At 71.8% G+C, this 21,506-nt stretch carries 16 protein-coding genes; 11 read left to right on the top strand and 5 right to left on the bottom strand.

Annotation, left to right across the window (positions count from 1 at the left end):
• Window positions 1–5 precede the first annotated feature (5 nt).
• From BLV01_RS12540 to BLV01_RS12550, 3 genes are all read right to left on the bottom strand, one after another.
• A complete protein-coding gene (locus BLV01_RS12540; protein WP_091799718.1) occupies window positions 6–2,069 on the bottom strand; it encodes a hypothetical protein in 2,064 nt (687 codons plus the stop codon).
• Between the two features lie 273 nt (window positions 2,070–2,342).
• A complete protein-coding gene (locus BLV01_RS12545) occupies window positions 2,343–3,773 on the bottom strand; it encodes a sensor histidine kinase (protein WP_091799720.1) in 1,431 nt (476 codons plus the stop codon).
• On the bottom strand, window positions 3,766–4,446 hold the full coding sequence (locus BLV01_RS12550; RefSeq protein WP_091799722.1) for a response regulator: 681 nt from the start codon (window positions 4,444–4,446) through the stop codon (window positions 3,766–3,768). Before BLV01_RS12550 ends, BLV01_RS12545 begins: the two co-directional genes overlap by 8 nt.
• Before the next feature lie 270 nt (window positions 4,447–4,716).
• Between BLV01_RS12550 and BLV01_RS12555 the strand changes: the two genes are divergently transcribed.
• The 5 genes from BLV01_RS12555 to BLV01_RS12575 all read left to right on the top strand — a co-directional run bounded on the left by BLV01_RS12555 (window position 4,717) and on the right by BLV01_RS12575 (window position 12,272).
• Window positions 4,717–5,784 carry an efflux RND transporter periplasmic adaptor subunit gene (locus BLV01_RS12555; protein ID WP_175485910.1) on the top strand — a complete coding sequence of 356 codons (1,068 nt, stop codon included), beginning with the start codon at window positions 4,717–4,719 and terminating at the stop codon, window positions 5,782–5,784.
• A 9-nt stretch (window positions 5,785–5,793) separates the two neighbouring features.
• Window positions 5,794–8,883 carry an efflux RND transporter permease subunit gene (locus BLV01_RS12560; RefSeq protein WP_091799726.1) on the top strand — a complete coding sequence of 1,030 codons (3,090 nt, stop codon included), beginning with the start codon at window positions 5,794–5,796 and terminating at the stop codon, window positions 8,881–8,883.
• On the top strand, window positions 8,880–10,115 hold the full coding sequence (locus BLV01_RS12565) for a TolC family protein (RefSeq protein WP_091799728.1): 1,236 nt from the start codon (window positions 8,880–8,882) through the stop codon (window positions 10,113–10,115). Before BLV01_RS12560 ends, BLV01_RS12565 begins: the two co-directional genes overlap by 4 nt.
• Window positions 10,112–10,489, top strand: coding sequence for a hypothetical protein (locus BLV01_RS12570; protein ID WP_091799730.1), 378 nt, complete (start codon window positions 10,112–10,114; stop codon window positions 10,487–10,489). The genes BLV01_RS12565 and BLV01_RS12570 overlap by 4 nt, the downstream gene beginning before the upstream one ends.
• Window positions 10,490–10,967: 478 nt before the next feature.
• Complete coding sequence (locus tag BLV01_RS12575) at window positions 10,968–12,272, top strand: PstS family phosphate ABC transporter substrate-binding protein (protein WP_139178660.1); 1,305 nt, start codon at window positions 10,968–10,970, stop codon at window positions 12,270–12,272.
• 82 nt (window positions 12,273–12,354) lie between these two features.
• Here the strand turns inward: BLV01_RS12575 and BLV01_RS12580 are convergent, their stop codons facing one another.
• Window positions 12,355–13,590 carry an MFS transporter gene (locus BLV01_RS12580; RefSeq protein ID WP_091799734.1) on the bottom strand — a complete coding sequence of 412 codons (1,236 nt, stop codon included), beginning with the start codon at window positions 13,588–13,590 and terminating at the stop codon, window positions 12,355–12,357.
• Between the two features lie 470 nt (window positions 13,591–14,060).
• Here BLV01_RS12580 and BLV01_RS12585 point away from each other — a divergent pair, with 470 nt between their 5' ends.
• The 3 genes from BLV01_RS12585 to BLV01_RS12595 all read left to right on the top strand — a co-directional run bounded on the left by BLV01_RS12585 (window position 14,061) and on the right by BLV01_RS12595 (window position 17,754).
• Window positions 14,061–14,705 carry a hypothetical protein gene (locus BLV01_RS12585; RefSeq protein WP_091799737.1) on the top strand — a complete coding sequence of 215 codons (645 nt, stop codon included), beginning with the start codon at window positions 14,061–14,063 and terminating at the stop codon, window positions 14,703–14,705.
• Window positions 14,677–16,026, top strand: a complete 1,350-nt coding sequence (locus BLV01_RS12590; protein ID WP_139178661.1) for an XVIPCD domain-containing protein — start codon at window positions 14,677–14,679, stop codon at window positions 16,024–16,026. Before BLV01_RS12585 ends, BLV01_RS12590 begins: the two co-directional genes overlap by 29 nt.
• Before the next feature lie 192 nt (window positions 16,027–16,218).
• The gene (locus BLV01_RS12595) at window positions 16,219–17,754 is read left to right on the top strand and encodes a TerC family protein (protein WP_091799742.1); all 1,536 of its coding nucleotides are present in this window, start codon (window positions 16,219–16,221) and stop codon (window positions 17,752–17,754) included.
• 91 nt (window positions 17,755–17,845) lie between these two features.
• Here BLV01_RS12595 and BLV01_RS12600 read toward each other — a convergent pair whose 3' ends face one another.
• Window positions 17,846–18,226, bottom strand: a complete 381-nt coding sequence (locus BLV01_RS12600) for a hypothetical protein (RefSeq protein WP_091799745.1) — start codon at window positions 18,224–18,226, stop codon at window positions 17,846–17,848.
• A gap of 366 nt (window positions 18,227–18,592) precedes the next feature.
• Between BLV01_RS12600 and BLV01_RS12605 the strand changes: the two genes are divergently transcribed.
• The 3 genes from BLV01_RS12605 (at window position 18,593) to BLV01_RS12615 (ending at window position 21,439) form a co-directional block, all read left to right on the top strand.
• On the top strand, window positions 18,593–19,399 hold the full coding sequence (locus BLV01_RS12605; protein WP_091799748.1) for a TetR/AcrR family transcriptional regulator: 807 nt from the start codon (window positions 18,593–18,595) through the stop codon (window positions 19,397–19,399).
• A 234-nt stretch (window positions 19,400–19,633) separates the two neighbouring features.
• Window positions 19,634–20,206: an RNA polymerase sigma factor gene (locus tag BLV01_RS12610; RefSeq protein WP_123645490.1), complete on the top strand. Its 573-nt coding sequence runs from the start codon at window positions 19,634–19,636 to the stop codon at window positions 20,204–20,206.
• A gap of 141 nt (window positions 20,207–20,347) precedes the next feature.
• Window positions 20,348–21,439: a FecR family protein gene (locus tag BLV01_RS12615; protein WP_091799753.1), complete on the top strand. Its 1,092-nt coding sequence runs from the start codon at window positions 20,348–20,350 to the stop codon at window positions 21,437–21,439.
• The last annotated feature ends 67 nt before the right edge of the window (window positions 21,440–21,506 follow it).

Consider the following 21,506-nt stretch of genomic DNA (forward strand, 5'->3'; position numbering starts at 1 on the left):
CGGCCTCAGCGCGCGATCCGGGTGACGCGCCATTGGCCGGCTTCCTGGTAAGTGCCGTGCGCGAGCGGCTCCAAGGAAGTAACGCGGCGCAGCCGCCGCAGCGGCAAATCCGCTACAGCGACCGCGCCTGCGACGGCGATCGGCTGGACCGTGGGGTGGTGCACCACCCAGCACTCGCCGCGGGCCGGACAGTACCGCGCCGGGTCGTTCCAGGTGTCCGGCGGTGGCTGCACGGCCGGCACGCCGAAGCCGTTGAGCAGGGCGCTGGCCAATTGCGGCTGGCCCAGCACATAGGTGCGGCGGTCGCGCGGCAGGCGCTCGGCGATGGCGCCGATCTGCGCGACCATGCCGGCGTCCTCGCGCAGGCGCAGGGTGTCGCGCTGCTGCCACAGCAGGTGGCCGCCCAGCGCCAGCGCCAACACCGCCGCCAGCGCCTGGGTGCCGCTGCGCGGCAGGCGCCGGCCCAGCCAGGCGGCGGCTAACGCGGCCAGGACGATGCCGGCCGGGAACACCGCCGGCAGCCAGCGCCGCGCGGCCCAGATATGGTCCGGCGAGACCATCGGCCGCCACAGATAGACCGCGGCCGGCACCAGCAGGAACGCCAGGATCCAGGCCCGCGCCGGGCTCAGCCGGCGCATCAGCGCCGCGCGCACCGCCAGCGCCGCGCCGAGACCGGCGGCCAGCACCACCGGCCACGACAGATAGGCGGCCAGGTGGGTCAGGCTGGCTTCGCGATAGTCGCGCTGGCCGTTCAACTGCGGCACCAGCCTGGATTCGATCAGCGCGTACGGCGGCAGGTGCGGACGGATCCACAGCGCATAGACGAACAGCGCCGCGACCGCCGCCGCCGCCGGCCACGCCAGGCGCGCCGCCGCGGCTTCGCCCAGGCGCAAGGCCGGCGTGCGCGCGGCCAGGTGGGCGGCGAATGCGCACAGCGTCGTCGCCACCGCCGCGGCGACCACCAGTTCGGACAGGCCGATCAGGTACGGCTGCACGCACGCCAGGAAATAGCCCATCGCCAACGCGGCGACCAGATAGCAGCCCAACGCGGTCTCGCCCAGCGCCGTCGCCGCGCGCGGCGGCCGGGCGTCGCGGCCCAGCGCGGCGGCGGCGAGCGCGGCGGCGGCTGCGGCCAGCGCGAACACGATCGCGTCGATGCGCACGAAGCAGCCCATCCCGATCAACGCGCCGGCGAGCAGGCCGAGCCGGCGCGAACGCCGCGCGGCGCCGAGGCTGGCGGCGTACAGGCCGACCGCCAGGAACCACGCGCACAGCGGTTCGCTGAGCGTGTTGCGCGACACCCACACCTGCGCCGGCTGCAACGCGAACACCGCCAGCGCCGGCACCGCCCAGGCGCGCGCGCGCGCCGGCAGCAGGCGCCGCAGCAGCACGAAGAACGCGATGCAGTTGGCGGCGCCGATCAGCGCGTTGAAGCGGAAGATGCCCTGCGGGCCGAGCGGCGCGGCGAGCATCGCCATCCACACCGGCGTGGCGGCGGAGAACTGGAACGTCCAGCGCGCGCCGGTGGGATACAGGCCGGGCAGTTCCGGCGCCTTGCCCTGCCGGATCGCCTCGATGCCCGGATCGCCGGCGATGCCGATCGCGGCCAGGTCGATCGCCGAGCCGCCGCTGCGCAGCAGGTGCAGGGCGTGCTGGGCGTAGATGCCTTCGTCGCGTTCGCCGAGCAGGCTTTCCTTGGGATACATCGCGTAGAAGAAGAACGCCACGGCGACGATCGCGGCCGCGGCGAGCGCGGCGCGGCCGTGCCGGCGCGCATCCGCGCGCAGCCGTGCGAGCGCTGCGCCGATGCGCGTCCACACGCGCTCGCGCCAGCACCACGCCGCGAGCAGGGCCCAACCGGCCAGGCCGATCGCGGCCGGAACGAACGCGCCGATCTGGGCCAGCAGCATCAACGCCAACGTCGCCACCGCGCTGCCGGTGGCGAACGCGAGCAAGGGATGGAAGCGAAGACGATGGGCGGGCCCGCCGACGAGGGCCAGCGCGATCGCGCCCAGGGGATAGACCGCAGGCCACACGCCGAGCGATGCCAGCGCCTTCAGATATTCCATCGAATGCCCTCGCTAGGGTTTCGAGTCTACTGAGCGTATTTTTTATGTACTGCGCAGTGGGTCATTCTTACATGCGAATTTTCCGCGGTTCTCGCGCGCGGAAAAAAATTTGCGGCGTGCTTACCGCTGCGGGCGTGGCGAAAAACGCAATGCGGAATCGATGGCGGACACGCTTTGGCGCGCGCGGATGCGCAGTTGCGACGCAGTTCGCGCCCGCGCGCGGCGCGAGCGTGAGGAAGGGTGAGTAAGTGAGCGAGTGTGAGCGAGGACGGATCAGCCGCGCGCGCGCGGATCCTGGGCGGGCAGCAGGATGCTGACCCGCAGGCCGCTGGGATGCGGCGAGGCGCTCAGCGTGAGCGCGCCGCCGTGCAGCGCGGCGATCTCGCGCGCGATCGCCAGGCCCAGGCCGCTGCCCTGCGAATCGGCCTTGCTGCCGCGGACGAAACGCTCGACCACGCGCTCGCGCTCGGACTCGGCGATGCCCGGGCCGTCGTCGGTGACCGCGAAGCGCACCGCCGCGCCGTCGCGGCGCGCCTCGACCTCGATGCGGCCGCCCGGCGGGGTGTAGCGGATCGCGTTGTCGATCAGGTTGGCCAGCAGCTCGTGCAGCAGCTGGCGGTCGGCGTGCAGCGGCGGCAGGTCGGGATCGATGCCGACCTGCAGCTCGATGCGCCGCGCCAGCGCCGCCGGCACCAGCGCGGCGACGGTGTCCTCGACCAGTTCGGCCACCGCCAGGTCGGCGAAGCGGGCCGCGTCGGCGCGGCCGAGTTCGGCCCGGCTCAGGCTCAGCAACTGGCTGGCCAGGCGCGACAGGCGCAGGGTCGCCGCGTCCATCTGCGCCAGCAGCGCGCGCAGCGTCTCGCCGTCGTGGCCGCTGCCGGCGCCGTCGCGAAGGGCGCCGTGGTGGGCGCGCTGGGCCAGCTCGGCCTGGGTGCGCAGCACCGCGATCGGCGTGCGCAACTGGTGGGTGGCGTCGGCGATGAAGTCGCGCTGCATCGACAAGGTGCCGGCCAGCCGCGCCATCAGTTCGTTGATCACGTGCACCTGCTGCTGCACTTCCGAGGGCAGGCCGCGCTCGTCGAGCGGGCTGAGGTCTTCGTGGGTGCGGCGGGCGATGGCGTCGCGCACGCGGTTGAGCGGGGCGATGCCGCGGCCGACGCCGTACCAGACCAGGAACACGATCCCGGCCAGGAACAACAGCTGCGAGCCGAGCATGTACACCATCATCTCGCGCGCCAGGTTCTTGCGCTTGTGCAGGGTCTCGGCGACGCGCACGTACACCGCCAGGCTGCCGTCGCCGCGCATGCGGTACTGCACCAGCCGCAGCGGCGCGCCGTCGGCGTCGTCGAGATAGAAGCGCACCCGCGGCGCGGCCGCGCCGCGTTCGGGCGGCGGCGGCAGCGCGCGGTTGCCGGCGAGCTGGCGCCCTTGCGGGTCGGTGACGCTGAAGTAGATCTGGTCGAATTCGTCGAATTCGAGCATGCGCAGCGCCGGCGCCGGCAGGTTCACGGTGGCGCTGCCGCGTTCGACCCGCACCTGCCCGGCCAGGGTGCGCGCGGTGTCCTCCAGCGCCCAGTCGTAGACGCGGCCGACGAAGTGCTGGGCGATGGCGTAGGTGCCGACGATCCACGCCAGCGTCAGCGCCGCGGTCGAGGGAAGCAGCCACAGCAGCAGGCGCTGGCGCAGCGACAGGCGCTCAAGCATCGGCGTGCGCGTCCGGCGGTTCCAGCAGGTAGCCCAGGCCGTGGATAGTGCGGATGTGCACGCCGTGCGGCTGCAGCTTCTTGCGCAGGCGGTGCACGTAGACCTCGATCGCGTTGGGGCTGATCTCTTCGTCCCACTCGCTGATGCGCTGGGCCAGGCGGTTCTTGATCGCGACCTGGCCGACGCGCTGCATCAGCGCCTCCAGCAGCGCCAGCTCGCGCACCGACAGGTTGAGCCGGCGGCCGTGCACGCTGGCGCTGCGGCCGGCCGGGTCCAGGGTCAGCGGGCCGACGCTCAGTTCGGTCAGCCCGCCGGCGGCGCGGCGGATCAGCGCGCCGACCCGCGCTTCCAGTTCGCGCAGCGCGAACGGCTTGACCAGGTAGTCGTCGGCGCCGGCGGTGAGGCCGAGCACGCGTTCGTCGATGCTGTCGCGCGCGGTCAGCACCAGCACCGGCGTGCGGTCCTGGCGCTGGCGCGCGCGGCGCAGTACGTCCAGGCCGTCGAGTTCGGGCAGGCCCAGGTCGAGCACCACCAGTTCGTAGTCGCCGGCGGCGAGCGCGGCGTCGGCGGCGGCGCCGTCGGCGACCGCGTCGACGCCGTGGCCGGCCTGGCGCAGCGCTTGGAGCACCGTCGCGCGCAGGGCGTCGTCGTCTTCGACGAGCAGGATCCTCATCGTCTTGTCCGTGGCGAACGTGGCAGGGAGGCGTGGATCGGCATGCGCCATGAAAACCGATGCGCGGTGGCGGCGACGTGCAGGCCGCGGCGGCAAGCATCGCAGGAGCGGGCGGCAAAGACAAAAACCGCGGGCGTAAGGACTTCGTAAGCCCGCGCTTCCTACCCTGCGCGGCGCAGGAACGCCCCCTCGGCGTTCGGAGTGGCGGCGATGCATCGGAACACCAGGCCCGGCCGGGGCGGTCGCGCGACAGCGGCGATGACGGCGGCGATGAGCGTGGCGCTGGCGCTGGCGGCGTCGGGCTGCGGCGGCGAGAGCGCGCGTGCGGGCGAGGCCGAGGCCAAGGCCGCGCCGGCGCCGGGCAACGAGTACCTGAAGGTCGAGCCGGTCGGCCGCGCCAGTGCCGCCGCCGGCGCCGCATTGCCGGCGCGGGTGGCGTTCCGGCCGCAGGCGATGACCGCGGTCGGCAGCCCGGTGACCGCGCGCGTGGTCTCCATCGAGGTGCGGCCAGGCCAGGCGGTGTCGGCCGGCGCGAACCTGCTGACCCTGCAAAGCGCCGATGCCGCCTCGGCCAAGGCCTCGCTGGCGCAGGCGCGCGCGCAGACCGCGCTGGCCGAGGACGCGCTGCGGCGCCAGAAGGAGATGCTGGCCAAGGGCGTGGGCCTGGAGGTGGAGCGGTTTCAGGCCGACGTGGCGGTGCGCGAAGCCCGCGCCGAACTGCAGCGCGCGCAACGCGCCGCCGACCTGCTCGGCCGCGGCGACAGCGACCGCTTCGTCCTGCGCGCGCCCGCCGCCGGAGTGGTGCTGTCGGTCCACGCCAACGCCGGCGCGGTGGTCGCCGCCGACGGCGCGGCCCTGGTGGAAATCGGCGATCCGTCGCGCCTGTGGGTGGTGGCGGACGTGGCCGAAAGCGAGGCGGCCGCGATCCGCCCCGGCGCCGCTGCGCGCGTGGTCGTGCCCGACGGCGACACCGAATATCCCGCCGTGGTCGACGGCATCGGCCCGCAAGTCGACGGCGAACTGCGCCGGCTGCCGGTCTACCTGACCTTGGCCGGCGCGCGCGCGCCGGCGCTGACTCCCGGCGCGCTGGTGCAAGTGCGCCTGGACGCCGCCGCGCAGGCCGCGCCCAGCGTTCCGGTCGCCGCGGTGCTGATCAAGGGCGGCAGCGAGCGCGTGGTCTACGTGCAGCGCGGCGACGGCGGCTTCGACGCGCGGCCGGTGCGCACCGGCGTCTCGCGCGGCGGCCGGGTGACCCTGCTCGACGGCGTGAAGCCGGGCGAGAAGGTGGTGGTCGAAGGCGCCTTGCTGCTCGACAGCAAGGCCGAACAACTGCTCTGAGGCCACGCAATGCTGGACCGCATCATCGATGCCTGCGTGCATCGCCGCACCGCCATCCTGGTCATGACCGCGATCGTCGCCCTGTTCGGCGTGCGCGCGTACTTGCAGACCCCGATCGAGGCCTATCCCGACGTCACCAACGTCCAGGTCCAGGTCATCACCCAGATGCCCGGCTACGCCGCCGAGGAAATCGAGCGGCAGGTGACCGTGCCGCTGGAGCGCGCGCTCAACGGCACGCCGGGGATGACGCTGCTGCGCAGCGAGAGCCTGTTCGGGCTGTCGCTGGTGACGCTGATCTTCGACGACGACGTGGATGCGTTCTCCACGCGCATGCTGGTGAGCCAGCGCATGGCGCAGGCGGAGTTGCCGCAGGGCGTGGTGCCGGACCTGGCTCCGGAAGCGACGCCGCTCGGCAAGATCTATCGCTTCCGCTTGGTCAGCGACCGCGCCGACCTCTACCAACTGCGCTCGGAAATGCAGTGGAACGTCACCCGCGTGCTGCGCCAGGTGCAGGGCGTGGCCGACGTGGTGCCGTTCGGCGGTTATCTGAAGGAACTGCAGGTCGAGGCCGACCCGGCGAAACTCTACGCCGCCGGGCTCGGCCTGGGCGATCTGGAAGAGGCGATCAAGCAGGCCAACCTCAACGTCGGCGGCGGCTTCCTGCGCCACGGCGACCAGGAACTGACCGTGCGCGGGGTCGGCTTCATCGATTCGGTCGAGGACATCAAGGCGATCCCGCTCAAGAGCCGCGCCGGCACCGCGCTGACCGTCGGCGACGTCGCCTCGATCAAGCTCGCCGCGACCCCGCGCCGCGGCTCGGTCGCCTACAACGACCAGGGCGAAGTGGTCGAAGGCCTGGTGCTGATGCGCCGCGGCGAGAACCCCTCGCGGGTGCTCGAAGGCGTGCACGAGAAAGTCGCCGAGCTCAACGCCAAGATCCTGCCGGCGGGGATGAAGATCGTCGCCTCGCACGATCGCAGCGTGCTGGTCGGGCATACGCTCTCGACCGTGCACGACAACCTGCTGCACGGCTTCATCCTGGTGGTGGCCATCGTCTGGCTGTTCATGCGCTCGATCACCGGCTCGGCCGTGGTCGCGGTGGTGATCCCGCTGTCGCTGCTGGTGGCCTTCATCGGCCTGCATTTCCTCGGCCTGCCGGCGAACCTGATCTCGATGGGCGCGATCGACTTCGGCATCCTGGTCGACGGCGCGGTGGTGCTGGTGGAGAACGTCATCCACGCGATACGCCACGAGAAACCGCCCAACCGCAAGGCGCTGGTCGCGCTGGTGATCCGCTCGGCCACCGCGGTCGGCCGCCCGACCTTCTTCGCGATGCTGATCATCATCGCCGCGCTGCTGCCGGTGTTCACCCTGCAATCGGTGGAAGGGCGGATCTTCCGCCCGCTGGCCCTGACCTACGCCTTCGCCCTGGTCGGCGCGCTGGTGTTCTCGCTGACCGTGGTGCCGGCGCTGTGCGCGCTGCTGTTCAAGCCCGAGCACGCCAAGCTGGTCGAACCGGGCTGGATCGCCAAGCTGCGCGACGGCTACAAGCGCCTGCTGCAGGCCCTGCTGCAGCGCCGCGCGGTGCCGCTGGCGCTGGCCGCAGCGTTGCTGGTGGCCGGCGGCTTCGCCACCGCGCGGCTGGGCACCGAGTTCCTGCCCGAGCTCGACGAGGGCGACATCTTCGTGTTCGCCGAAATGCCGGCCAGCGTGTCGATGGAGAAAGGCCAGCAGCTGCTGATGGACGTGCACAAGCGGGTGCTGGCGTTCCCGGAAGTCTCGGCGGTGCACACCGAGCACGGCCGGCCCGAGGACGGCACCGACAACGAAGGCGTCAACATGCTCAAGACCTTCGTCAGCCTCAAACCGGACGCGGACTGGCGCGCCGACTGGGACAAGCCGCGCCTGATCCAGGCCATGCGCGAATCGCTGGAGCATATCCCCGGCGTGCGCTTCAACTTCTCCCAGCCGATCAAGGACAGCGTCGAGGAGGCCGTCAGCGGCGTGCGCGGCAAGGTGGTGCTGAAGGTCTTCGGCCCGGACCTGGAGCGCATGCGCGAGACCCTCAAACAGGCCAAGGCCGTGCTGCAGGAGGTGCCCGGGGTGACCGAGCTGGACCTGTACCGCGACGTCTCCAGCCCGCAGCTGCGCATCCGCCTGGACCGCACCGCGCTGGCGCGCGCCGGCATCCCGGTCGAGACCGCCGCGGCCACCATCGAGACCGCGCTGGCCGGCCGCGTGGTCACCGATTACTGGGAAGGCGAGCGGCCGGTGCCGGTGCGGCTGCTGCTGCCGCGGCCCAGCCGCGACGACGAGGACAAGATCGCCGACCTCACCGTGCCCGCGCCGGGCGGCGCGCAGATCCCGCTGCGCCAGTTGGCGACGATCGAGATCGGCACCGGCGTGGCCTCGATCGTGCGCGAGGGCAACATCCGCTTCCTGGCGCTGAAGTTCAACGTGCAGGGCCGCGACATGGGCTCCACGGTCAAGGACGCGATCGCCGCGGTCCAGGCCAAGGTCAAGGCGCCGGACGGGCACTACTTCGTCTGGGGCGGCGAGTTCGAGAACCAGGCGCGCGCGGCGCAGCGGCTCAAGCTGGTGGTGCCGGTGGCGATCGTGCTGGTGCTGGGCCTGTTGTACGCGGCGATGAACTCCGGCCGCAGCGCGCTGGCGATCATGGCGACGATGCCGTTCGCGCTGACCGGCGGCGCGTTCGCGTTGCTGCTGGCCGGCATCCCGCTGTCGGTCAGCGCGGCGATCGGCTTCATCGCCTTGCTCGGCCAGGTCTCGTTGATGGGCGTGCTGGTGCTGTCGGCGGCCGAAGACCGCAGACGCGCCGGCGAAGACCTGCTGCCGGCCCTGCTGGAGGGCGCGGCCGAGCGCCTGCGGCCGGTGCTGATGGCCTCGCTGCTGGCGCTGTTCGGCCTGTTGCCGATGGCGCTGTCCAGCGGCATGGGCAGCGAGACCCAGCGCCCGTTCGCGCTGGTGGTGGTCGGCGGCATGACCACGACCCTGCTGGTGGCGCTGTTCGTGCTGCCGGCCCTGTACAGCCTGATCGCGGCCAAGCGCCTGCAGACGCCGGAGGAGGCCGACGCATGAAGTGGCGATTCGTGTTGAGTGCGATGCTGGCCGCCGCCGCGCTGCCGGCGACGGCGGCGCAGTTGCCGCCCGAATCGGTGGATCTGCCGACGGTGCTGACCCTGGCGCGCGGCGACAGCCCGCGCCTGCAACTGGAGCGCAAGCAGATCGCGCTGGCCCAGGCCGAGCGCGTCAGCGCCGGCGCCTATCCCAATCCGAGCCTGAGTTTCGAGCGCGCGCGCCAGCCGGGGGAGTTGACCAACTTCTCCAGCAAGGTCGCCAAGCAGTGGTCGCTGCAGCAGCCGATCCTGCTGCCGGGCCAGCGCTCCTCGCGCATCCGCGCCGCCGACCTGGGCGTGGACGCCGCGCGCAGCCGCTTGACCGCGACCGCCAACGACCTCACCGCCGACGCCGGCAGCGCCTACGTCGAGCTGCTGCAGGCGCAGCGCAAGCGCGCGGCGCTGGAGCAGGGCATGGCCGACCTGGACCGCCTGCGCGGCATCGTCGCCGGCCGCCAATCCGCCGGCGTGGCCAGCCGCTACGACCTGCTGCGCGTGGACGTGGAACTGGCCGATTGGCGCACGAAACTGGCCGAGGCCGAGGCCGATCTGACCGACAAGCAGGGCCAGCTCGCGGGCCTGCTCGGTTTTCCCGGCTGGCGTCCGCACGGCGAAGGCGAGTTGCGGCCGTTGCGGATGCTGGAGGCGCCCACCGGCGCGGGCGACAGCCCGGCGGTGATCGCCTCGCGCCGGGAGGAGGCCGCGGCATTGGCGCGCGCGACCGCCGCGCGCCGCGACCGCTTGCCGAACCTCTCGCTCAGCGGCGGCCAGTTCTGGACAGTGGCGCCGTACGGCAAGACCTATTCGCTCGGCTTCGAGATCGAAGTGCCGTTGTTCGACACGCGCCGCGGCGCGTACCAGCAAGCGCGCGCGGAGGCCGAATCGGCGAGCCTGCAGCGCACCCTGGCCGAGGCCCAGTCGAGCGCCGACATCGAACGCTACCGCGCGCAAGTGCAGCAGCGCGGCGCCGCGCTGACGCAGTTCGAGCGGCAACTGGCGCCGCGTTTGCCGCAATTGCAGCAGATGGCCGACGACGCGTACCGGCTCGGCCGCAGCACGGTGCTGGAATTGCTCGACGCCACCCGGGTGCGCTACGAAACCACGCTCAGCCGCGACGAACTGACCGCCAACCTGATGCAGGCGCAGCTGCGCCTGCAAGCCGCGCTCGGCGACTTCGCGCAGGCGCGGCCGTGAGCGGGCGCCGTCGCCGGGTCGACGCGCGCGCCTCGCGCGGGTTGGCCTGGGACGCGCTGTACCTGGCGCTGTGCGCGGCGGTGCTGGCCGGCTGCGCGACGGCGCCGCGCGACGGCGCGTTCTCGTCGTGGTGGCGCAAGCCGGTGCTGGCGGTGGCGCCTGCCGCCGAACTGGACGCCGGCATCGACCGGCGTTGCCTGTCGGGCGACGAAGCCGCCGCCGCGGTGGTCGCGTTCCGGGTCGGGCGGGTACCCGCCTATCGCCAGGCGTTCGCCGTGCCGGCCGCGACGGCGCTGCGCGCGGGCGAGGACGTGTGGGTGCGGCCGCGCACCTGCGAGCTGGAAGCGATAGCGACGGATCGCGCCGCGGACTGAGTCTCGCGGCGGGCCGGGCGCACGTTCGCGGCGCGCCGCGCGTCGCGCCCGGCGCCGCGCGTCGCGCCCGGCGCCGCGCGCGCCGCCGCCCGTCGCCGCATGCGCGCGTCGCGCAGATGACAGTTCCAAATTGTCGCAGTCCGCGCCGCGAATCGCCGCGCCGCGCTGTGACGGCGCGCATGCCGCCGCTGTCATCTTCGCCGCCGTAGCGGCGCCGGCGAAACAAAACCTTCGCACGCCGCGTACGCCGGCCGGTGCGGGTGCGCGCGAGGCTTGCCGCGCAAGGCCCGCGCGGCTTGCCGCGCAAGGCCCGCGCGGCTGTCACCGCGCTGGCGCACGGCGGTCGCCGCCCTGGCATCTGCCGCGGCCATGGTGAAACCGCCGCGCCGCGCGCGGCGCATCGATGCGGTTCATCGACGCACCTCATCTCGATCGGATCGACACGCCGCCCCGGCGGCGCCCAACAAGGAGACGTCCCGTGCTTCGTTATCCCCTGGCTTCGTGCTTGTTCGCGTTGCTCGCCGCCGCCGGCGGCCGGGCCGACGCCGCCGATCTGTACGGCGGCGGCGCCGATTCGGCGGCCGTGGCTTATGTCGGCGACGCCTATCTGGCGTCGTCGCCGTCGACGCGGCTGTCGCGCGACCCCGCCATCGCCGTGCCGGCGGTCGCCTTCGGCGTGGCCGCCCTGGCCAACTTGCAACCCGGGCGGACGCCGGTCTTCGCCGACTTCCACAGCCGCTACCCGAGCGATGCGGTGTCCTATTGCCGCACCGGCACGATCTTCGCCAAGAAACTGTTCAACGGCCAGCAGCTGCAGGCCAGCGGTGCCTGCGCGCCGCTCAATTTCGCCGGCGTCAGCGCGCTGGAGCCGCGCCCGGATTTCGTCGGCGCCGATGCGCCGTTCTCCACCGCCGACTACAACGCGTTCTTGCTCGCGATGCAGGCCGAACGCAGTGCGGTCGTGCAGCTCCCGGTGCTGGCGCAGGCGGTGGCGGTGATCTACAACGGCGGCACGGGCGCGCCGTTGGCGTTGAACCTGAGCACCGCGCAGCTGTGCCAGATCTTCGCCGGCGACATCGTCAACTGGGGCGATTCGCGGCTTGGCACGGGGCGGCCGCCGGGACCGATCGCGATCGTCTATCCGAACGCAGGCAGCGGCTCGGCGTTCGCCTGGTCGAGCTACCTGGCGGCGCGCTGCAACGCGTCGTTTGGTCATCAGTTCCGCGCGGACGCCGACTTCGCCGTCGCCGTCGGCGCGGCGATGCAGCGCTACGCCGCGGTCTCGCCGCGATTCAGCGAATCCGATGCCGTCGCCGCGGTGCGCTCCACCGCCGGCGCCCTGGGCTTTTCCGGCCTCGGCGAAGCGCAGGCGCAGGGCGCGCGCTACGCGACCGTGGATGGCTACGATCCGGCCACGCTGCCGCCGTCGCTGAACATCGCGGCGGGCAGCCTGCTGCAGGGCATGGTCCTCGACGGCAACACCGTCAACCAGGCGCCGCCGATGATCCCCTCGGCCATGCGCAACTGCTTGAAGCTGGTCTCGCCGTCGGTGCCGCTGCCGAACCTGTATCCGATCGTCGGCTTCCATTATCTCGACAGTTACTACGCCGGCAACGGCGCCAAGGCGCCCGCGTTGCGCAACCTGCTGCGCCAGTTCCTGCGCCCGACCGCGGCCGGCGCGCCGGACACGCGGGTGGCCCTGCCGCCGGGCTATTCCTACCTGGACGGCAATCTGACGTTGCGTTTCGTGCTGCATACGGCGATCAACAACTGCATCAACTGATCCCGCGTCCCACCGCCGCAGCGGATCGGCGACAGCGCGATTGCGCGAACGCGACGACGGCCGCCGGCGACACCGGCGGCCGTCAGCCCTGCAGCGCCGGCCGCAATCCGCCGCTCTCGCGCGGCGCGCGCGGGAACGCCAGCGCGATCGCCGCGGCCGCCAGCCCGACCAGCATCGAGCCGAGATACAGCCAGGTGTAGCTGCCGTAACGGTCGTACAGCCAGCCGCCGACCACCGGGCCCAGCGCCATGCCCAGGCTCGACAGCAGATTGGCCGCGCCGAGCGCGCCGCCGAGGATGCGCGGGTCGAACGCGTCGCGCGCGAGCGAGGCGTACAGCGGCATGGTCCCGCCGTAGGCCATGCCGAACACCAGCGCCACTGCGTAGAAGCCGTCGAGCTGGTCGACCGCGAGGTACGCGGCGGCTGCCAGCGCCTGCATCAGCAGCCCGCCGACCAGGATCGGCTTGGCGCCGTAGCGGTCGGCGAGCGCGCCGAACAGCAGCCGCCCGCCGAGCCCGGCGGCGCCTTCCATGCTGTAGATGGTGACCGCCGCGGTCACCGGCAGGCCGCAGCCGATGGCGTAGCTGACGGTGTGGAAGATCGGCCCGGAGTGCGCGGCGCAGCAGGCGAAGAACGCCAGCCCCAGCACGATGAAGGCGCGCGAGCGCAACGCCTGCGCCATCGTCGCCGGTGGCGCGCCGACGGCGGCCTGCGCCGGCGCGGCGGCGTGGGCGGCCGGCGCGGCGCGTACGAACCGCACCGCCGGCAGGGTCAGCGCCCAGGCCAGTACGCCGACGATCAGCAGGGTGGTGCGCCAGTCGTAGCGCGTGATCAGCCACGCCACCAGCGGCGACAGCGTCATCGGCGCCACCCCGACGCCGGCGGAGACCAGCGAGATCGCCAGGTTGCGGCGGCGCTCGAACGCCGCCGCGGTGGCGGCGATCACCGGCGCGAAGAACGCCGCCGCGGCCGCGCCGAGCAGCACGCCGTAGGCGAGCTGGAACTGCAACAGGCTGCCGGCGCGGCTGGCCAGCACGCAGGCCAGGCCGAGCAGCAGCGAACCGGCCAGCGCCACCGCGCGCGGCCCGATCCGGTCGCTGAGCAGGCCCCAGCCGAATCCGGCCACGCCCATGCTGAGGAAGGCCAGGGTCATCGCCGCCGACAGGCCGGCGCGCGACCACCCCGTCGCCGCGCCCATCGGTCCCAGCAGCACCGCCAGCGAGAACACCGCGCCGATGGCGACGCAGCCGAGCACCGCGCCGGCGGCGACCAGGGACCAGTTGCGGTCGAGCGCGGGGACGCTGGCGGGGCGGTTCATGGGCGCGATTCCGTGGGGACCTGCCTGTACGACGAATGGGCTGGGACGCGATCGACAAGCGATTCGCGCGATGCGGCAGACAGCACGGCCCCGTTCGCCGCTTCGCACCAGGCCGCCGGAACGGCCGCAGCCCCTTTCTTGCTGGGCTTGCTCGTTATTTTCTTTCCGCCATCGCCGCGTCGCGACGGTGGGAAATCGCCTGGCCGCGATATCGGAAAAATCCTACCCAATCGCGCAGGCACTTTTTCGGCGCCTCTTCGCTGTTCGCGACGCGCCCGGAAAATCGCGGCGCCTGCGCGAAGGAACGCGGACGAGCGTGAATGAGAGTTGCGCATTACGGTGCGGGCCGGATCGGCCGGGATGGAAATTTTCCGCATCGACACGCGCGCGCCGGCGGCGCGACACTGTCGGCCCGGTTCGCATCGCCGCGATGTCCGGGCCTTCGAACCGCACCGCATGGAGCCGCCGCGATGAAAAACGCAACCCTGCTGGCTGGCCTGACCGTCGTCGCGGCGGTCGCCGTGGGTCTGGGTGCCTGCTCGAACGCGGTCAAGGACCCCAAGTACGAACGCAATCCGAATCCGCGGCAGAAGTATGTGGTGACGGCGAAGGTGGAGGGGGCGCCGGGGCCGTTCGAGGCTGCAACGGCGAGCGTGCAGTACGTGATCGGGCCCGACCGACAATGCATGCCGCCCGCGGAGCCGATTTCGGGGGCCTTCCCCACGCCCGATCGCGCAAGCGCGATGTTGCCGGTCAGGAAGATGTCGGGATCAGAGTTTCAGTTCGACGTCTACTTGGACGCGATGGCGGCCAAGGATTACTTCGGCAGGGGCGTGTGCGATTGGCGGCTCGAAGGCGTCAGCTTGACGTTGAAGCCGGCGGGGACGCCGGATGAGCGGACGTTCAAAGCTTACATGAGCGGCACGGATTTGCCCTGGGACGCTCCCCTCGTGCTGTACGCCCGTCGCGAGGCCTACGGAACGCCTCGCAGGGACGCTTACGACGATACGGAAGAGGGATTGAAGAAAGAGTGGTCTGCGACCCGCTATGGAAGCGATCTTTCGAAGCTGTTCGCCATAACGATGGATGCCAGGAAGGCCGGCAATGACCATTAGCAGCATGCATTACGCGGAGCTCAGCGAATTCGCATACAAGCTTCCGTTCGAGGACGCAGATGGAAATCGGTATGCCGAAATCGATGGTGTCAGATACGACGCTCTCGAGATCGTCGACAACAGATCTTCCGGATACCAGGGCGTCATGTTCCGAAGTGCGAAGACGGGCGAAATCGTGGTCGCCCATCGCGGCACCGAATTCAAGGACGAATTCATCGACGATGTCCTGCGCGCGGACGGCGGCATGGTCGCCACGCGAGCGAACCAACAGGCCACGGACGCCTTGGAATTGACTCGGCGGGCGATGACGCGCGCCCAGAGCGAAGGCGTCCCGGTCACGGTCACCGGCCACTCCCTCGGCGGTTGCCTCGCCCAGATCACCGCGGCCAAGTACGGACTGCACAGCGAGACCTTCAACGCCTACGGCGCGGCCAGTCTCGATCAACGCATCCCCGAAGGCGGCCGCGACGTGGTCAACCACGTCATGGCGGCCGACTTCGTCAGCTCCGCCAGCCATCACTATGGCCAGGTCAAGGTCTACGCCAGCCGGCACGACATCGCGACGTTGTCGGGCGCCGGTTACGGCAACAACGAGCGCGCCCTGGATCGCGGCAACCTGCCGGCCGCCATCGCCGTCGGCGCGGTCTCGCACAGCCTGCACAACTTTCGCGACACCGACGGCGTCGAGGCGGACCTGTCGGTGCTGCGCGACCCCGAAACCCGCGTCAACGCCCATCGTTTCGAATCGATGATCGACAAGTTCCGCGACGAGGTCTGGGCCATGCGCGAAGGCGCGTCGCTCGGCGGCGCGGTCCTGCGCGGGCCGCTGGGCATCGCCGAGGAGATCGGCCGCCGGCTTCCGGAAAAGCCGCCGGAAAGTCCGTTCAAGGATGCGCACGGCGCGCTGCTGGCGGGCGGGGCGCGTCCGTTCGATCCGCGCCATCCCGATCATCCCGGCCATTCGATGCACGGCGCGGTGCGGGCAGGCATCGAACGGGTCTACGCGCAGCACGGACGGGCTTATGGCGAGGACGGCGAGCGGACCGCCGCGGCATTGTTCGCCGATGCCCGGCTGAAGGGGCTCGATCAGGTCGATCACGTCGTCGCCGGCCGCGGCGACGGCGCCGGCATCGATGTGTTCGCGGTGCAGGGAGGATTGACCGATCCGGCGCACAAGCGCGCCCAGGTCAATACCGACGCGGCGGCGCAGGTTCCGGTCGAGACCTCCTTCGGCCAGCTCGCCCAGGCCGAGCAGAAGGCGGCCGCGCAGGAACCGCCGCAGCAGGAGCAGTTCCGCGCCCAGGCCGCGCGCACCGCCTGACGGCGCCCGCGTCGCCTGCCGCGGCGCGATCTGTATCCGATCCGCATCCGAACCGCACCCACGCGCCGCGCCGGGCAGGGATGCCGTAAGGTTCCGGCCGCTACGTGAACGCGCTGTAAGGTCTGTGAGCGCGAAGCAACGACGGCCCGTGCCAGAATCGGGCTTCCTTTCGCTGCGGCGCGCGTGTCCCTTATGGAATGGCTTTCCGACCCGACCATCTGGATGGGTCTGGCGACCCTGGTGGTGCTGGAGATCGTCCTCGGCATCGACAACCTGGTCTTCATCGCCATCCTCGCCGACAAGCTGCCGCCGCATCAGCGCGACAAGGCGCGCCTGATCGGCCTGAGCCTGGCGCTGGGCATGCGCCTGATCCTGCTGGCGGCGCTGTCGTGGATCATGCGCCTGACCGCGCCGCTGTTCTCGCTGTTCGGCCACGCGTTCTCCGGCCGCGACCTGATCCTGCTCGGCGGCGGCCTGTTCTTGCTGTTCAAGGCGACGATGGAACTGCACGAACGCCTGGAACCGCCGGCCGACGAGGGCGCCGGCGGCAAGGTCCACGCCGCGTTCGGGCTGGTGGTGCTGCAGATCGTGGTGCTCGATGCGGTGTTCTCGCTCGACTCGGTGATCACCGCGGTCGGCATGGTCGACGAACTGGGGGTGATGTTCGCCGCGGTGATCATCGCGATGGCGGTGATGCTGCTGGCGAGCAAGCCGCTGACCCGCTTCGTCGGCCGCCACCCGACCGTGGTGGTGCTGTGCCTGGGCTTCTTGCTGATGATCGGTTTCAGCCTGGTCGCCGAGGGCCTGGGCTTCAAGATTCCCAAGGGCTACCTGTACGCGGCGATCGCGTTCTCGATCCTGATCGAGAGCTTCAACCAGTGGTCGCGGGTCAACCGCGAACGGCACGCGCGCCGGCTGCCGTTCCGCCAGCGCACCGCCGAAGCGGTGACCCGCCTGCTCGGGGTGCGGCCCAGCGGCGAGCCGGCGCGCGCCGACCGTGGCGGCGACGATGCGGCCGCGGCCGAACCGGGCCTGGAAGCGGCCGAGCACGACATGATCCGCAGCGTGCTGACCCTGGCCGAGCGCTCGGTCGCCAGCGTCATGACGGTGCGCGCCGACATCCAGTGGATCGACGCGCGGCGCGGGCCGGAGCACGCCGCGCAACGGCTGATCGCCACGCCGCACACGCGCCTGCTGGTGTGCGACGGCGAACTCGACCGGCTGCAGGGCGTGGTCGCCAGCCGCGACCTGCTCGCCGGGGTGCTGGAGGGCCGCCCGCTGGCGCTGGCCGAGCACCTGCGCGAGCCGCTGACCCTGCCCGAGTCGAGCACCGCGCTGCGCGCGCTGGAGCGCATCCGCGAGCACCCCATCGCGCTGGCGGTGGTGGTCAACGAATACGGCGGGGTCGAGGGTTTGGTCACCGCCAACGACCTGCTCGCGGCGATCGCCGGCGACCTGGTCGACACCCGCGACGCCGACTTCGGCATCGAGCGCGGCGAGGACGGCGCCTGGATCGTCGACGCCTCGCTGTCGCTGGAGGACCTGTTCCGCGCCACCGGCATCGCGCTGGAACGGCAGGCGTCCTACGTCAGCCTCGCCGGGCTGTTCCTGCACCTGCTCGAACGCCTGCCGGCGGTCGGCGAGCGCGTGCGCAGCGGCGGCTGGGAACTCGAAGCGCTGAGCCTGGAGCGGCGCCGGGTCGGGCGGGTGCGGCTGACGCCGGTGTAAGCGTGCGCCGGCGCGGTCGCGCCGGTGCGCGGCGCGAGCGGCGCGGCCATGCGGAGCCGCGGCGAGGCGCTGGACTCGCGAGCCGCCGGGTTCAGCGGGCCAACGCGGGCGCCGCCTCGGGGCATCTGTGCAAGGTCCAGTCCGCTGCCGGCGCCGCGCCGGCCGGCCGCGCACGCAACACCAGCCGCGCCGGCGTCGCCGCGACGATGCGCCAGGCCCGCGCCGGCGCGTCGCTGTCGAGCGCGTCGACCCGCAGCCCCCCGCGTTCGACCCGGGCGCGGAAGCGGCCTTCGAAGTCGCCGTAGAACGCCTCGCCGTCGATGCCGAACTCGGCCGCGGGCTGGTCGCAATCGCGCCACCACACGCCCTGCACGTCGGCCAGGATGGGCGGCGATGCCGCGCCGGCGGCGCCGGCGAACGCGCCCAGGACGGACAGGAGCAGGCGAACGGGCAGGGACGGCGTACGGGCCATGGCGCTACGGGGGACGAAGTGGCTGCAGCCTACGCGAACCCGACGCGCCGGGGTTCGCCGAAATTTTCCAACGGCGGTCACATCTGCGCGTTGGGGTGCTGCGCGGGCGGCCGCGCCCGGTTTGCGCGCGGACAAGCACAGGCGTTCGCGCCGTCGCCCAATGCGCTATTGAATCAATCCCTTAGCGGGCGCCGCCGCCCCCAGGGCGGCCGCGGCCGCGCATTCATCCGACCGGCATATTGCGTTGCAGCGTGCAGAGGGTAAATTCGCCTGCTTAGGCTAACAGCCGTTTCAATTCCGGTATTCAATCCGCGAGTTGGAGCAAACCTTCGAGTCGCCAGGCGGAGCCGTGTTGGGACATCGGCCTTGAACAATCCCCGAGCCAACTCGAGCGATACCCGCCGGCGCCTGCTCGAGGCCGCCGAAGCGTTGTTCATCCGCCACGGCTACGAAGGCATGCTGCTGCGCCAGATCACCAGCGAGGCCAAGGTCAACCTGGCCGCGGTGAACTACCACTTCGGCAGCAAGGAAGCGCTGGTGCAGGAGCTGCTGTCCTCGCGCCTGGACCGGCTCAACGAAGAACGCCTGCAGCTGCTGTCGCTGTGCGAGGAGCGCTTCGGCGCGGCCACGCTGGACGCGCCCACGGTGCTGGGCATCCTGTTCGTGCCGGCGGTGCGGCTCAGCCGCGACAGCGCCGGCGGCATTTCCTTCATGCGCCTGCTCGGGCGCGTCTACAGCGATCCTTCGCCGTTCGTGCGCGGCTTCCTGTACGAGCATTACCAGCCTATCTACGAACGCTTCTTCGAAGCCTTCGCGCGCGCGCTGCCCCACCAGTCGCGCAACGAGCTGGGCACCCGCCTGCACTTCGCCCTGAAGGCGTTGTCGGGCGTGCTGGCCGGCGAAAACATGGACGAGTTGATCGCGGCGATCTGCGTCGGCGAGGCGGTCAGCGATTCGCTGATGCTGGGCCGGCTGGTCGCCTTCGTCTCGCCGCTGCTGACCACGCCGTTCGACAATCTGGCCCAGGTGCGCCAGGTCGAGCAGGTGATGGGCCTGGCGCCGGCGGCGGCGCAGGCGGCCGATGCGACGCTGCGCGCCGACGGCGAGCCGGCCGCGCGGCGCAAGCCGCGCGGGATCCTGCCGCTGTGGGCGGAAAAGGTGGTGGGGGTGTGAGGATGCGTGGATCCGCAGCACCGTCGGGGGGCGTCGCAGCGCGAGCGCGGCCGCAGCCGCGGCCCGTCTAGGGCCGGGCTGGGGCGGCCGAACGCGCGGCGCGGGCAAGTGCGCTATCGGAACCGTCGTCCGCGGCTGCGGGCGCGGCGCCCGTTCGGGCGTCGCGGCGCGGCCGTCGGCGCCGGCGCCATTCCATTGGGTATGGGTTCCATTGGGCATGGGAAGGACACAGCAATGACCGATCCGGCGTCATGGCCGCACGAGTCCGCGTCGCTCGCCGAATACGGCGAGGACGGCGCCAGCCAGTGGAACAACGTCTCGTTGCGCTACCGCCTGCCCCTGCGCGGCTTCTTCTCCAAGCGGGTCAAGGACGCGGCCGAGGTCGAGGACCTGACCCAGGAGGTGTTCCTGCACCTGATCCGGCGCGCCCGCGGCGGGCCGATCGAGCACGTCGAGCAGTACGTGTTCCAGGTCGCCGCCAACACCCTGCGCGACTGGGGCCGGCGCCGGCGCGCCCGCAACCAGGACGCGCACGAGTCCTTCGACGTCGAAGTGCACGATCCGGCTACGGATATTTCGCCCGAGCGCGTCTTACTGGGTAAGGAGCAGGTGCAACTGGTGACCCAGGTGCTGCGGGCGCTGCCGGAGCGCACCCGCGACGTGTTCGTGCTGCGGGTCATGGAGAAGAAGAAATACGCGGAAATCGCGGCGATGATGGCCATCTCCGTGCGCGCGGCCGAGAAGCACATGGCCAAGGCGCTGGCGCAGTTGGGAGGCATCGTCGATGGAATGGGAGTACAGGACTGAAGGGTCCGCGGCGCCCGCGAGGGCGGGCGCAACCTGTGCGTCCGAACGCGTTCGGCCTGAGCGGGTCGTCACGGATCGGAACATCGGCGGCGCGGCGGTACCCGCGTGCGTCGGCCGGAGCTTGCTGAGAGGTCACACCCGATGAAATGCAAAATCGCGCTGGTGCGGGACGGGTCGGCGGAACCCGGGTCGCGGAGCATCGACGAGGACGCGGCGCGCTGGAGCGAGATCCTGCGCGAGCGCGACGATTCGACGATGCGCGAAGCGTTCCAGGCCTGGCAGGCGCAGTCGCCCGGCCACGCCGAGGCCTACGCGCGCGCCGAGGCGGCGCGGCGGCTGGCCGACCTGCTCGCCGACGAGCCGGAGCTGCAATCGCTGCGCAGCGAGACCCTGGGCCGGGTCGCGCGGCAGGGCCAGGCGCGGCGCAGCCGCCGGCGCAACTGGGCGATGGCGGCCTCGCTGACCGTGGCCGGCCTGCTTGGCGCGCTCGGCCTGAACCTGGGCAATTCCTGGCGCATGGTCGGCGACGCGCGCGACGCGCTGGCCGGCAACGTCTACCGCACCGGCGTCGGCCAGCGCGAGAGTTTCACCCTGGCCGACGGCTCGGTCATCACCCTCAACACCGACAGCCGGGTCAGCACCCATTACCGCGACGGCCTGCGCGCGGTGACGCTGGAGCGCGGCCAGGCCTTGTTCAAGGTCGCCAAGGACCGCAGCCGCCCGTTCGTGGTCAGCGCCGGCGGCCGCCAGGTCACCGCGCTGGGCACCGAGTTCGACGTCTATCTGTCGCCGCGCGCGTTCGAGGTGACCTTGCTCGAAGGCCGGGTCACCGTGACCCGGACCGCCAAGCCCGCGGCCGTCGCCAGCGCCCGCCCGGCCGCCGTCGCCACGCCGCTGGCCGAGCTGCGCCCCGGCGAGCAGTTCGTCGCCCTGGCCAAGGCCGCGCCGCAGGTGCGCGCGGCCGACGTGCGCCGGGTGGTGAGCTGGCGCAACGGCCAGATCGTGTTCGAGAACGAGCGCCTGGGCGACGCGGTGGCCGAGATCAACCGCTACTCGCAGCGCAAGATCGTGCTCGCCGACGCCACCCTCGCCTCGCTCAAGATCAGCGGCGCGTTCAACACCGGCGACACCGGCACCTTCGTCGAAGCGCTGACCGACTACTTCCCGATCGAGCGCGACACGCTCGACAACGACGACATCGTGCTCAAGCCGCGCGCGCCGCTGCGCGGTTGAGGCGCGCGAGTCCGTCGCGCCCGCCTGGGCCGACACCCGCATCCGTCCGTCTGCGCGCCGCATCGGC

The organism is Lysobacter sp. yr284 (genome assembly GCF_900107375.1).
In the GTDB taxonomy this organism is placed as follows: Bacteria; Pseudomonadota; Gammaproteobacteria; order Xanthomonadales; family Xanthomonadaceae; genus Lysobacter.